This window comes from Novosphingobium album (ex Liu et al. 2023), from assembly GCF_029076845.1.
Taxonomy (GTDB): domain Bacteria; phylum Pseudomonadota; class Alphaproteobacteria; order Sphingomonadales; family Sphingomonadaceae; genus Novosphingobium.
This window is the reverse complement of record NZ_JARESE010000001.1, coordinates 255,149-267,399: the sequence shown is the minus strand read 5'-3', so window position 1 is coordinate 267,399 and position 12,251 is coordinate 255,149. Positions and strand designations below refer to the sequence as shown.

The window sequence follows — 12,251 nt, the reverse complement described above, 5'->3', positions numbered from 1 at the left end:
CGGATCGGCAGGGGCCTGCGGCTGAAAGCCACGCCCGCCTGCCGGCCCCCCGTTAGAAATTCACCCGCGCGCTCACGCGGATGTCGCGGCCGGCCAGCGGCGCATAGTCCTTGAGGAAGCTGGCGTGGCGGCGCGCGTCGACATCGAGGATGTTGTTCGCCGACAGCGCGAAGCTGAGCGGCCGCTCATTCCCCCAGGGGCGGAAATTCACTTCCGCGTTGACCATGGTGTAGCCATTGGTCGGCGCCTCGAACGCCGAGATGCGCGTCTGGTCGTCCACCCATTCCACTTCGCCGCGCACGTCGATCTTGCGCGAATTCACGCCCAGCCCGCCCAGCAGGCGCAGCGGCGGGATGCGCGGCGCCGGGCCGGCGCCGTCGATCCGCGCATGGGTGTAATCGGCCAGGCCATCGGCGACGAGGTCCAGATCGCCGATCCTGGCCAGCGTCAGCGAGCCTTGCAGCTCGAACCCGTAATAGCGCGCGCCGGCCTGGCGGAACAGGTAGACGGGCAGCCCGTCCTCATCCTCGCCGGTCCGGTCCTCGTAGATGAAGTTCGAGAACCAGGTGTGATAGACCGAGGCTTCCAGCGTGTAGCCCGGACCATGCCCGCGCAGGATCGCTTCCACGCTCCACGCCTTTTCCAGCTGGAAATCGGGATTGCCCACCTCGAACGCCTCGGTCCCGGCGTGCGGGCCATTGGCGAAAAGCTCCTCGCCCGCCGGCGCGCGCTCGGTGCGCGAGACATTGAGGCCCAGCCGCCAGCCGTCGCCAAAGCCATAGGACGCGCCCAGCGAGCCCGAGAAGGCATCGAAGCCGCGCTTGCCGGAAAAGAACTGCGGCTGGTCGCCGGTCGGCGAGGAACTGAGGCTGGTGTGCTCGAAACGCGCGCCCGCCTCAAGCTTCAGCGCCCCGTAATCGAGCTGCTGCAACGTGAACAGGCCCCACTGCTCGGTGCTGTTCTTGGGCAGGAACGCCTCTTCGCCCACCACATTGAAATCGCGGACGTAGAATTGCCCGCCCGTGGCGCCCGACCACGCGCCGCGCTTCGCCTGGGTCAGCTCGATCCGGCCTTCCATGCCCTTGTTGTAGAACGCGGTGCCGACCGCGCCGTCTTCCTCCAGCTCGAAATGCCGGTAATTGGCATAGCCCAGCCGCATCCGCACGCTCTGCAGCACGCCGCCGCCGGTATCGACTTCGGCGCGCGCATCGAGGCGGTTCTGCAGCAGGCTGAGGCGCGGCCCTTCCTGTTCCTGCCCCGGCTCGGTGGCAAAGCGGATCGGCACGCCATAAAGGCTGTCGTAATGGCTGTAGGCCAGGCCCAGGCTGCCGCCATCGGCGATATAGGCAATGCCCGCGCCGGCGGTCCAGGTCTTGCTGGCGGTATTGGGCAGTTTGCCCTTCACCGCCGCGTTGGCGGCAAAGTCGATCGGCTCTTCCTCTTCGGGATCGGGCGGCACCAGCGACGAGGCGAGCGCCTGCGCGCGCAGGGCCGGCGTCAGCGCATGGCCGCCGATGCGGATATCGTCGGACTTGAGGTAGCTGCCATCGGCATGGATCACCCAGTGGCTGGCCAGCGGCACGTCAAGCGATCCCGCCGCCGAACGCTCGTTCGCCGCCGAGCCGTATGTGGCGATCGCGCCGAGGTGGAACGGCTCGTCGGGAACCGCGGTGGGAATGCGCTTGTCCAGCACGTTGACCACGCCGCCGATCGCGGACGAGCCGTAGAGCAGCGACTGGGGCCCGCGCAGCACCTCGATCCGTTCGGCCAGCAGCGGGTTCACCACCGTGGCATGATCGACCGAGGTGTTCGACACGTCGATCGAACCGATCCCGTCGGTCAGCACACGCACACGCTCGCCCTGAAGGCCGCGCAGCACCGGGCGCGAAGCGCTGGGGCCGAACGAGGTGGCCGAAACGCCGGCGGTGCGCGACAGCGTCTCGCCGATCGAGGGGCGCAGCTTCTGCGTCAGTTCCGCGCCCTGCAGGATCGCGACGCCCGAGAGCATGTCCTGCCGCTCGGTCGGCAGCACGCCGGTGACGACGATCTCGCGGCCAGGCTCGCGGTGATAGCTGTCGCCCGGCCGGTCGCTGGCGCTGGCGGCATCGCCCGGCGCGGGTGACGGCGCCGCCTGGGCCCAGGCACCGTTCGCGCCGGCCAGCACCCCGATCACGGCGCAGCTTGCACGCAGAGCAATGGATCGCATCTGTCTTCCTCTATTGTGATAATATAACATAACGTATCTGGATTCCGCAGGTGCGAAATGCCGGCCATGGTTAGACCGGCCGGAGCAATGTAACAATATCACATAACGTCAACTCGTCGCCGCACAGGCGCGCTTCGTCGCGCGGGCGGCGGCGGGCATCGCGTGACAATCGGCGGCCGGTGCTTGTGCCGGAGAGCCGGGGAACCTAAGTCTGCATCCGTATCGCGCGACCGTGCACGAGGGGTTTTGCTGACATGGCTTCTGAAACGACGACCGCTACGGCCGGGGACCTGAAACTGACGCCGCCCGATCCGGTGCCCGTGGTGCAGGCGGAAAAGGCCGCCGGGCTCGTGCCGGTGAGCGACGAGGCGAAGTCCAGGCTGGAACAGCGGGTCGAGGAATTCGTCGACGATCTCGTCGCGCAGGATGCCAATTCGCCCGAATTCGGCAAGCGCGTCGACCAGATCACCAACATGGGCCGGCGCGAGATCGCCGAGGCCGCCGGCCAGTCCAACCGCTTTCTCGACCGGCCGATCCGGGCGATGGACGAAACCAGCGGCGTCGGTGCCGATCTGGCCCAATTGCGCCGCACGGTCGAAGACCTCGATCCCTCGCGCAAGGGCAACCTGCTGGCCCCGCGCAAGATCCTGGGTGTGATCCCCTTCGGCAACAAGCTGAAGAACTATTTCGACAGCTATACCAGCGCGCAAGGCCACATCAGCGCGATCCTCGCCCGCCTGCAGGGCGGCAAGGACGAGCTGCTGATGGACAATGCCGCGATCGACGTGGAGCGGCAGAACCTGTGGGCCGCGCTGGGCAAGCTGGAACAGATGATCCACATGTCCAAGGCGCTCGACACCGCGCTGGAACAGAAGGCGGCCGACCTCGATGCGACCGATCCGGCCAAGGCCAAGACGATCCGCGAGACCGCGCTGTTCTATGTCCGCCAGCGCACGCAGGACCTGCTGACGCAGATGGCGGTGAGCGTGCAGGGCTACCTCGCGCTCGACCTCGTCAAGAAGAACAACGTGGAACTGGTCAAGGGCGTCGATCGCGCCTCGACCACGACGGTCAGCGCGCTGCGCACCGCCGTCACCGTGGCGCAGGCGATGACCAGCCAGAAGCTGGTGCTCGACCAGATCACCGCGCTCAACACCACCACCGCCAACATCATCGATGCCACCGGCCAGATGCTGAAGGACAATACCGCGCGCATCCACCAGCAGGCGGCCAGCGCGACGATCCCGCTGGAAACGCTGAGCCGCGCGTTCCAGAACATCTATGACACGATGGATTCTATCGACACCTTCAAGCTCAAGGCGCTCGATTCGATGAAGCAGACGGTGACGTCGCTCGAAGGCGAGATCGGCAAGTCCAGGGCTTATATCGCCCGCGCCCAGGGCCAGGCCGAAGCCATCGCCGACGCGCGCGGCACGCCCGCCGGCAAGAGCCTGCTGGACTCGCTGGAGTAGCCACGAACCCATGAACGGCGAGCGCAGCCCGGTCCAGATCGCGATCCTGCGGGAAGCGCGCCGCCAGCGCGCGTGGCGGCTGCGGCGCGCCAAGCAGGAACGCTGGCGCTTCCGCCTGCGCCGGCTGCGCCGCGCCTTCCTCAGCCTTGCCGCGTTCCTCGTCGCCACGATCGGCGCGAGCTTCGCCCTCAACGGCTTGCCCGACGGCACGTATCTTTCCATCATGGCGCTGTCGCTGGTCGTGTTCTTCGTGCTGGCACTCTATCCTTCCACCCCGCGCCCGCGCGCCGAGGATCTGGCCGAGGCGAGCTTGCCGGAACTGGCCGGATCGGCCGAACTGTGGCTGGAAACGCGCCGCCGCGCCTTGCCCAGCCCCGCGCTCGACGCGATCGACCTGATCGGCGCGCGGCTCGAACAACTCGCCCCGCAGCTCGAAACGCTGGGCGAGAACGAGCCGGCCGCGCGCGAAGTGCGCAAGCTGCTGACCGAGCATCTGCCCGGACTGGTCAACAGCTATACCCGCATCCCCAGCTCGCTGCGCGGCAAGCCCCACGCCGGATCGACGCCCGAAGCGCAACTGGTCGATGGCCTGCAAGTGATCGCCAGCGAGATCGAGACGATGTCCGAGCATCTGGCCCGCAACGAGCTCGATGCCCTGGCCGTGCGCGGCCGCTTCCTCGAAACCCGCTACATCACCACCGCGCGCGACGATTAAGGCCGGTCGCCCTTCAGGCGCGCCGCCCACAGATCGGGCCGGCGCGCCCGGGTATCCTCTTCCGCCCGCGCGCGGCGCCAGGCGGCGATCCTGGCGTGATCGCCCGAGCGCAGCACTTCGGGAATCGCACGCCCTTCCCATTCGACCGGCCGGGTATATTGCGGATATTCGAGCAGGCCGTTCTCGAACGATTCCTCGGTGCCGCTGGCCGCCGCGCCCATCACGCCGGGCAGCAGCCGCACGCAGGCATCGAGCAGCAGCAGCGCCGCCGGCTCCCCGCCCGAGAGCACGACATCGCCCACCGCGATCTCCTCGACATCGCGGCCGGCGAAGATGCGCTCGTCAAAGCCTTCGAAACGGCCGCACAGGATGGTCACGCCCGGCCCCGCCGCCAGCGCCCGCACCCGCGCCTGCGTCAACGGCGCGCCGCGCGGGGTCATCGCCAGCACCGGGCAAGCCGGCCGGGCCGCGCGCGCATGGTCGATCGCGGCGGCCAGCACATCGGCCTTGAGCACCATGCCCGCGCCGCCGCCCGCGGGCGTATCGTCCACGGTGCGGTGCCGGTCCGTGGCGAAATCGCGGATATGCACGGTGTCGAGCGACCATGTCCCGTCCGCCAGCGCGCGCCCGGCCAGCGAGATGCCGAGCGGGCCGGGAAACATGTCAGGGTAGAGCGTCAGGACCGTGGCGGCGAAAGTCATCCCCCAGCGCTTACGCGCGCCGGCGCGATTGGCAAGGCCGCGCGCCTAGTCTCCACCGCCACCGCAACCCCCGCAGCCACCGCCGCCGCCGCCACTGCACCCGCTGCCGCCACTGTCGCCCGACGAGGAACCGGGCGCGCGCAACGCATGGAAATCGGCCATGGGAGAGCCGGCCAGCACAGTGGTGCCGAACAGTGCGACGGCCATGCCCGTCTCCTCACGCACGGGCGCGCGGCGCATACGATCGTATTCCAGCGCCATGCCCTTGATCGCCCGCGCGCCGGCGCTGGTCCGCGCATCGAGCGTGAACCAGCGGATCACGCCGAGAAACGCCGTGACGATCACCAGAGAAACCAGGATGCCGACAGGCTTGCCGCGTGCCAGCCCAACCTCGATCTTCGCCAGACCGATCACGACGAGCACGGCATAAGGCGCGGTCTGCACCGCGCGCGTGCGCAGGCGCGCGGCAGCATCCTTGAGCAGGCCGGACCGCACCAGCCGATCCCGTATCCGCGCCGCCTCGGGCGCGATCGCCCGGCGCACCTGGTTCCAGCCGGACCGATCGGGCAAGCGCAGGATGGCGCGCTCCACCTCAGAGCGCGCGACGGCCGTGCGATTCATGGCGAAGCGCTGGCCATCGACCACCAGAGCCCTGGCCGACAGCAGGCGCGCCACCGCCGATTCGGCCAGACGATCGGCACCGCCGGCAAGATAGGCCGCTTCTTCCGCCCCGGCAGGTGCTGCCATCGCGCCCGCCGGCCGCACCAGCCGGGGCAGGATCGCCCCCAGCAGGATCGCCAGCGCCAGGAGAGCGGCATAAAGCGCCAGGAATTCCGGCCCGCGCAGATCGAAGATATCCGTCACCATCCGGCGTGCATCCCCACCACCCAGGCACCGAGCACCATGAGCGACAATAGCCCCAGAGCCACAAGCCGATAAGCGATTTTGCGGGGGACGATGAACACCGCGTCGCGATGGACCCGGCGCGCCGTGAGCTCACGCGCGAACCTGCGGGCGGCCACCGGCCAGATATCCTCGGGCGGCGGACCGAAGCGCCGTTCATAGCTGCGCAGCGTCAGCGCGTATTGCGTGAAGTGCTTTTCCTGCTCGGCCATGCCGCCGCGCGTCGGGCCGTGGTGCAGCGGCCGGCCCAGCACTTGCGGGCAGAACCGTTCCCAGTAATCGCGGCTGTAGAGCAAATGAAGATGCCAGGCCTGATCGACATCCTCCGACGGGGTGACGACATGGTCCGCCCGCACGCACAGCCAGCAGAAGCGGCGATATTCCTCTATCACCCGATCCGCATGGGCAGCGCTCCAGCCGTTCTCGCGCGCGAGGCGATCGGCAAAGCCCCGCGCCGCGTCCCCGGGGCCAATGGCATAGCCGCACAGCGCTTGCCAAAGCGGATCGTCGTCCGGCAGCAGAGGCGCGGTTCCGGCCATGCCCTCCCGCCCTCGCCGCTAGTCCACGTAGGCGGTGCTGATCACCATGCGCTCATGGTCCCATTCGGGCACGGCCTCGATCCGCATGGGCACCATGAAGCGCTTGCCGCGCTTGCCCTCGACCGGAGGGCGCTCGATCTCCAGCACATCGCCCGCGCCGAAGTTCTCGACCGCGATGCAGGTGCCCAGCGCTTCGCCCGTGGTGGAAACGGCGGGAAGGCCGATCAGGTCGGCGTGGTAGTATTCGCCCTCGCCCAGCGCGGGCAGGGCGGCGCGCGGCACGGCCAGCGCGGTGCCGCGCAGCGCCTCGGCCGCGTTGCGATCGGCCACTTCGGCAAAGCGCGCGATCGCCCCGCCCTTGCCATCGTCGCGCAGCTTGACCAGCGACAGCGTGGCATCGTTGAACGCGCGATAGCGCCCCAATTCCGCCACGCCTTCACCGAACAGCTTCAGCCGGACCTCTCCCGTCACGCCATGCGCGCCGGTGATGACGGCAAGCGTGACGGGCCGATCAGCCGCCAAGGCTTAACCCTCGGCCTGTTCCTCGCTGGCGGCTTCCTCGGCGGGAGCTTCCTCGGCAGCGACTTCTTCCTCGGCCGGAGCCTCGGCGGCGGCCTTCGCGGCTTCCTCGGCCTCGCGCAGCTTCTCGGCCCGCTCCTCGGCGCGCTCCTTGGCCTTCTTGCCCGGCTCGCCCTTGTTCGGGTTGACCGTCGCGGCGCGCTCCTTGATGCCGGCCTTGTCGAGCAGGCGGGCAACGCGATCGGTCGGCTGCGCGCCGACGCCCAGCCAGTAGCGGGTGCGATCCTCGTTGAGCTTCACGCGCTCCGGGTCGTCCTTGGCCAGCACCGGGTTATAAGTGCCGATCTGCTCAAGGTACTTGCCGTCACGCGGCGAACGCGAGTTCGACACGACCACCCGGTAATAGGGCCGCTTCTTCGCGCCACCGCGCGACAGACGGATTGCAACTGACATGGTTTCTTACCTTTCTTCCAAACGCTGATACTTACTTCTTGAGAAATTTCGAGAGATCGGGCTGGCCGCCGCCCATGCCGGGAAAGCCGCCGCCAGGCCCGCCCAGACCCGGCATCGCGGCATCGATCCCGCCCTTGCCGAACAGCGCGCCCAGGCCCTTGAGCCCGCCCATCTTCTTGATCTGCTTCATCGCCTTGGCCATTTCCATGTGCATTTTCAGCAGCTTGTTAACGTCCTGCACTTGCGTGCCGGAACCGTTGGCGACGCGGATCTTGCGCCGGGCGTTGAGCAGCGCGGGATTGGCACGTTCCTTCGGCGTCATCGAGCCGATGATCGCATCCATGCGCAGCAGCACCCGATCGTCCATGCCCGAGGCCTGCATCGCCGCCTTGGCCTTCTTCATGCCCGGCATCATGCCGGCAAGCACGCCCAGGCCGCCCATCTTCTGCATCTGGCGAAGCTGGCCGCGCAGGTCGTTCATGTCGAACTTGCCTTGCGCCATGCGCTCGGCCATGCGCTCGGCATCCTCGGCCTCGACCGTCGCCGCCGCCTTTTCGACGATCGAGACGATGTCGCCCATGCCCAGGATGCGATTGGCGACGCGGCTGGGGTGGAACACCTCGATCGCGTCGAGCTTCTCGCCCGTGCCGGCGAACTTGATCGGCTTGCCGGTGACGGCGCGCATCGACAGGGCCGCGCCGCCGCGCGCATCGCCATCCATGCGGGTGAGGATCACGCCCGTCAGGTCCACCTGGCCCGAGAAGCTCTGCGCCACGTTGACCGCGTCCTGGCCGGTGAGCGAATCGACCACCAGCAGCGTTTCGCGCGGGGCCGAGATCGCGGCGACCGCCTTCATCTCGTCCATCAGCTGCTGATCGACATGGAGGCGGCCGGCCGTATCGAGCAGCAGCACGTCCACCGCCTGCAACCGGGCGGCCTGCAGCGCGCGCGTGGCGATCTCGGTGGGCTGCTGGCCGGGGATGATCGGCAGCGTGGCGACGCCGACCTGCTCGCCCAGCACCTTGAGCTGTTCCTGCGCGGCCGGGCGGTTGACGTCGAGCGACGCCATCATCGCCTTCTTGCCTTCCTTCTCCTTCAGCAGCCGGGCCAGCTTGGCGGTGCTGGTGGTCTTGCCCGAACCCTGGAGGCCCACCATCATGATGACCACCGGCGGCGCGGCATTGAGATCGAGGCCCGGCGTGTCTTCGCCGCCCAGCATCTCGACCAGCGCGTCATTGACGATCTTGACGACCTGCTGCCCCGGCGTGACCGAGCGCAGCACCGACTGGCCGACGGCCTTTTCCGTCACCTGATCGACGAAGCGGCGCACCACCGGCAGCGCGACATCGGCTTCCAGGAGCGCGATGCGCACTTCGCGCATGGCATCGCGGACGTCCTGCTCCTTGAGCGCGCCGCGCCCGCGCAGCTTGTCGAATACGCCGCCGAGACGATCGGAAAGACTGTCGAACATGTCCTCGCGCACTCCTGCCGGCGTAAATGCCAAAAACGCCGGCGGACGAAACCTCGTCAGCCAGCGTGTCGCTCAAGTCATTCGACCACGTCCGGGACGTGGCGGAAATCGGTTCAGGGCGAGGCTTTTGCAGCCCGTCATGGGCCGAATTTACGCCGCGTCCCGAATGGTGGAGCCGAGGGGGATCGAACCCCTGACCTCTACAATGCCATTGTAGCGCTCTCCCAGCTGAGCTACGGCCCCGTTCCATTCTGTCGATGCGGGTCCTGGGGGACTCGCATCCCCGGCCTTCGGATTTCTCCTGGAGCCGGGACGCCGCCCTCTAGTGACGGCTCATCCGGTTGGCAAGGACAAATTTGGTCCGGGTCATGACCGATCTGTCCGTTGGCCGGCCCGCTCCTCCGCCCGGCCACCCGCGCAAGTATCCTGATGGGAGGCCGGGTGGGGGAGCGGGCCGGTGCCGCAAGGAAATGCGCTCTTTCGCGCATTTCCCATATTTTTAAGACTCAGCTATCGGTGTCGTCGTCGTCACCGGCGCCGTGCACGCCCAGATCGTCGTCACCGCCAAGGTCGACATCGTTGTCGGGCGAATCGCCGTCATCGTCGATGTCCAGATCCTCCTCGGCCAGATCGACGTCCTCGGTCTCCTCGACTTCCTTCTTCTGCACTTCCTCGAACGGAATCGGCTGCTTCGATTTCAGCACCGGCTCGGGGTTCCAGGTATGGCCGCACTCGATGCAGGTGACCGGGTCATCCTTGCCCATGTCGTAAAAGCGAGTGCCGCATTTCGGGCAGCCGTGCTTGGCGCCCCATTCAGGCTTGGCCATGAACTATCCTCATTATGCGTCTGTCCGGCAGGGCAGCGCGAAAAAAAGCAAGTGATGGTCATGCGCCCCGGAGAAATCAAGGCCGGGGCACGCATCAGGGCGGGCGCCTTGCCATAGGCGCCACGCGCTGTCAAAAGCCGCGCGCCTTTCGCACCCTCGGCCTGTCAGGAAAGCCCGCCCCGTGAGCCACGATCCCGCCTCCGCGATGCAGCCGCGCCGATTCCGCCCCAGCGGGCCGCTCAAGGGCCGGATCCGCGTGCCGGGCGACAAGTCGATCAGCCACCGCGCGATCATGCTGTCCGCGCTGGCGGTGGGCGAAAGCCGGATCTCGGGCCTGCTCGAAGGCGAGGACGTGCTGGCCACGGCCGCCGCGATGCGCGCCATGGGCGCTTCGGTGGAGCGCATCGACGAAGGCCAATGGCGCGTCCACGGGGTTGGCGCCGGCGCGCTGCTGCAACCGCGCGGCCCGCTCGACATGGGCAATTCGGGCACGTCCACGCGGCTGCTCATGGGCCTGGTCGCCAGCCATCCGATCAGCGCCAGCTTCGTGGGCGATGCCAGCCTGTCGCAGCGGCCGATGGGCCGGGTGATCGAACCGCTGACGCGGATGGGCGCGCAAGTCTCCGCCAGCGAAGGCGGCCGGCTGCCGCTGATCCTGCGCGGCGCCTCGCCCGCCGTGCCGATCACCTATCGCCTGCCGGTCGCCTCGGCCCAGGTGAAAAGCGCGGTGCTGCTGGCCGGGCTCAACACGCCGGGGATCACCACGGTGATCGAGCCGGTGCCGACCCGCGACCATTCCGAGCGCATGTTGAAAGGCTTCGGCGCCGATCTCGACGTGACGGTCGAGGCCGACGGCACGCGCGTGATCGCCATCCGGGGCGAGGCGGAGCTGCGCCCGCAAGCGATCGACGTGCCGGGCGATCCCTCGTCGGCCGCGTTCTTCCTGGTCGCCGCGCTGCTGGTGCCGGGCAGCGACATCGTGATCGAGAACGTGGGCCTCAACCCCACTCGCGCCGGCCTGGTCACGGCGCTGCGCCAGATGGGTGGCGCGATCGAGGCGCAGAACCCGCGCGAGGTGGGCGGCGAGCCGGTGGCGGACTTGCGCGTGCGCCATTCCGCGCTGACCGGGATCGACGTCGATCCGGCGATCGCCCCCAGCATGATCGACGAGTTCCCCGCGCTCTTCGTCGCCGCCGCGCTGGCGAGCGGCACCACCACCACGTCCGGCCTCGATGAGCTGCGCGTCAAGGAATCGGATCGCCTCGCGGTCATGGCCACCGCGCTCGCTGCCGCCGGCGCGCGAATCGACGAGCGCGAGGATGGCCTCGTCATCGAAGGCACGGGCGGCGATCCGCTGCCGGGCACGCCGGACGCCATCGCCACCCACCTCGATCACCGCATCGCCATGTCGATGGCGATTGCCGGCCTCGCCAGCCGCCAGGGCATCGAAGTGGACGACACGCGCCCCATCGCCACCAGCTTCCCGGTGTTCGAGGCGATGCTCGACGGGCTCGTCGCATGATCGTCGCGGTGGATGGCCCCACCGCTTCGGGCAAGGGCACGATCGCCCAGGCGCTGGCGGCGCATTACGGGCTGCCGCATCTCGATACCGGGCTGCTCTACCGCGCCGTGGGCCGGCAAGTGGCGCTGGCCGGCGGCGATCCCGACCGCGAGGCCGATGCGCTGGCCGCCTGCGATTTTCCCGCCGACCTGCTGACCGATCCCGAGCTGCGCTCCGAAGCGAGCGGTGGGCTGGCCAGCCGGGTCTCGGTGCATCCGGCGGTACGCCAGGCGCTGTATCAGCGCCAGCGCCGCTTTGCCCTGCAGCCGGGCGGCGCGGTGCTCGACGGACGCGACATCGGCACCGTCATCGCGCCCGAGGCCGAAGTGAAGCTGTTCGTCACCGCCTCGATCCCCGCGCGGGCCGAGCGGCGCTTCCTCGAAATGCGCGCGCAAGGCCGCGCTGCCGACCGCGAAGAGATCGCCGCCGACCTCGCCCGGCGCGACGAGCGCGACCGCACCCGCGCCGCCGCCCCGCTGCGCCCGGCCGAGGACGCGATCGTGCTCGACACCTCCGGGCTGGACCGCGACGCGGCGGTCGCGGCGGCAATCGCGCTGGTGGAAGCGCGGCGGGGATAGGGGGCAAGCGCGACCCGTGCGATGCGCTGATGAGTGCCCTCCCCGCTCCCTCGCCTACCCCCGTCATGCAGAACGTGTTTCAGCATCCATCGCACCGCACTCACCGATGGTTCGCGGGGAGCGCAGTGCGCGGGCAACCCGCTTCACCGATCGCCCCGACGGCTCCGCAAACCGCCCGCCCGCCGCGCGCGCTCGTCCCATTTTCCTTGCTTTCCGACCCTATCTCCCCTAAGCGCCCGCCCGTCCAACAGGCAGTTTCCTTTGGGTGACGCGGCGCGGGGATGCCTTCTCGCGCCCTTTTCGCTT

12 protein-coding genes and 1 tRNA gene are annotated in these 12,251 nt (G+C 68.7%); 4 read left to right on the top strand and 9 right to left on the bottom strand.

Going from position 1 to position 12,251, the window contains the following annotated elements; genetic code table 11:
* Nucleotides 1–52: 52 nt before the first annotated feature.
* Entirely contained in the window at nt 53–2,206 is a 2,154-nt protein-coding gene (locus PYV00_RS01245) for a TonB-dependent receptor (protein ID WP_275226422.1), read from the bottom strand.
* A 254-nt stretch (nt 2,207–2,460) separates the two neighbouring features.
* On the opposite strand from PYV00_RS01245, the gene PYV00_RS01240 reads away from it, so the two are divergent.
* Together PYV00_RS01240 and PYV00_RS01235 are read left to right on the top strand one after the other, a co-directional pair.
* Nucleotides 2,461–3,678 (top strand): toxic anion resistance protein, encoded by a 1,218-nt coding sequence (locus PYV00_RS01240; RefSeq protein WP_275226421.1) that lies wholly within the window; start codon nt 2,461–2,463, stop codon nt 3,676–3,678.
* 10 nt (nt 3,679–3,688) lie between these two features.
* The gene (locus PYV00_RS01235; RefSeq protein ID WP_275226419.1) at nt 3,689–4,393 is read left to right on the top strand and encodes a hypothetical protein; all 705 of its coding nucleotides are present in this window, start codon (nt 3,689–3,691) and stop codon (nt 4,391–4,393) included.
* On the opposite strand, the gene trmD is transcribed toward PYV00_RS01235, so the two are convergent.
* The 8 genes from trmD to PYV00_RS01195 form a co-directional block, all read right to left on the bottom strand.
* Nucleotides 4,390–5,094: a tRNA (guanosine(37)-N1)-methyltransferase TrmD gene (gene trmD / locus PYV00_RS01230; RefSeq protein ID WP_275226418.1), complete on the bottom strand. Its 705-nt coding sequence runs from the start codon at nt 5,092–5,094 to the stop codon at nt 4,390–4,392. The two genes, PYV00_RS01235 and trmD, sit on opposite strands and share 4 nt — an antisense overlap.
* Before the next feature lie 45 nt (nt 5,095–5,139).
* Nucleotides 5,140–5,961, bottom strand: coding sequence for a TIGR04222 domain-containing membrane protein (locus tag PYV00_RS01225; RefSeq protein WP_275226417.1), 822 nt, complete (start codon nt 5,959–5,961; stop codon nt 5,140–5,142).
* Nucleotides 5,955–6,536 (bottom strand): glycine-rich domain-containing protein, encoded by a 582-nt coding sequence (locus PYV00_RS01220; RefSeq protein WP_275226416.1) that lies wholly within the window; start codon nt 6,534–6,536, stop codon nt 5,955–5,957. The genes PYV00_RS01225 and PYV00_RS01220 overlap by 7 nt, the downstream gene beginning before the upstream one ends.
* A gap of 18 nt (nt 6,537–6,554) precedes the next feature.
* Entirely contained in the window at nt 6,555–7,058 is a 504-nt protein-coding gene (gene rimM / locus PYV00_RS01215; protein WP_275226415.1) for a ribosome maturation factor RimM, read from the bottom strand.
* A gap of 3 nt (nt 7,059–7,061) precedes the next feature.
* The gene (gene rpsP, locus PYV00_RS01210) at nt 7,062–7,508 is read right to left on the bottom strand and encodes a 30S ribosomal protein S16 (protein ID WP_275226414.1); all 447 of its coding nucleotides are present in this window, start codon (nt 7,506–7,508) and stop codon (nt 7,062–7,064) included.
* A gap of 31 nt (nt 7,509–7,539) precedes the next feature.
* Nucleotides 7,540–8,979: a signal recognition particle protein gene (ffh, locus tag PYV00_RS01205; protein WP_275226413.1), complete on the bottom strand. Its 1,440-nt coding sequence runs from the start codon at nt 8,977–8,979 to the stop codon at nt 7,540–7,542.
* Between the two features lie 167 nt (nt 8,980–9,146).
* A tRNA-Ala gene (locus PYV00_RS01200) sits at nt 9,147–9,222 on the bottom strand.
* Nucleotides 9,223–9,485: 263 nt separating this feature from the next.
* Entirely contained in the window at nt 9,486–9,806 is a 321-nt protein-coding gene (locus PYV00_RS01195) for a TIGR02300 family protein (protein WP_275226412.1), read from the bottom strand.
* 205 nt (nt 9,807–10,011) lie between these two features.
* Between PYV00_RS01195 and aroA the strand changes: the two genes are divergently transcribed.
* Nucleotides 10,012–11,328 carry a 3-phosphoshikimate 1-carboxyvinyltransferase gene (gene aroA / locus PYV00_RS01190; RefSeq protein ID WP_275226576.1) on the top strand — a complete coding sequence of 439 codons (1,317 nt, stop codon included), beginning with the start codon at nt 10,012–10,014 and terminating at the stop codon, nt 11,326–11,328.
* Entirely contained in the window at nt 11,325–11,945 is a 621-nt protein-coding gene (locus PYV00_RS01185) for a (d)CMP kinase (protein WP_275226411.1), read from the top strand. Before aroA ends, PYV00_RS01185 begins: the two co-directional genes overlap by 4 nt.
* Nucleotides 11,946–12,251: the final 306 nt, after the last annotated feature.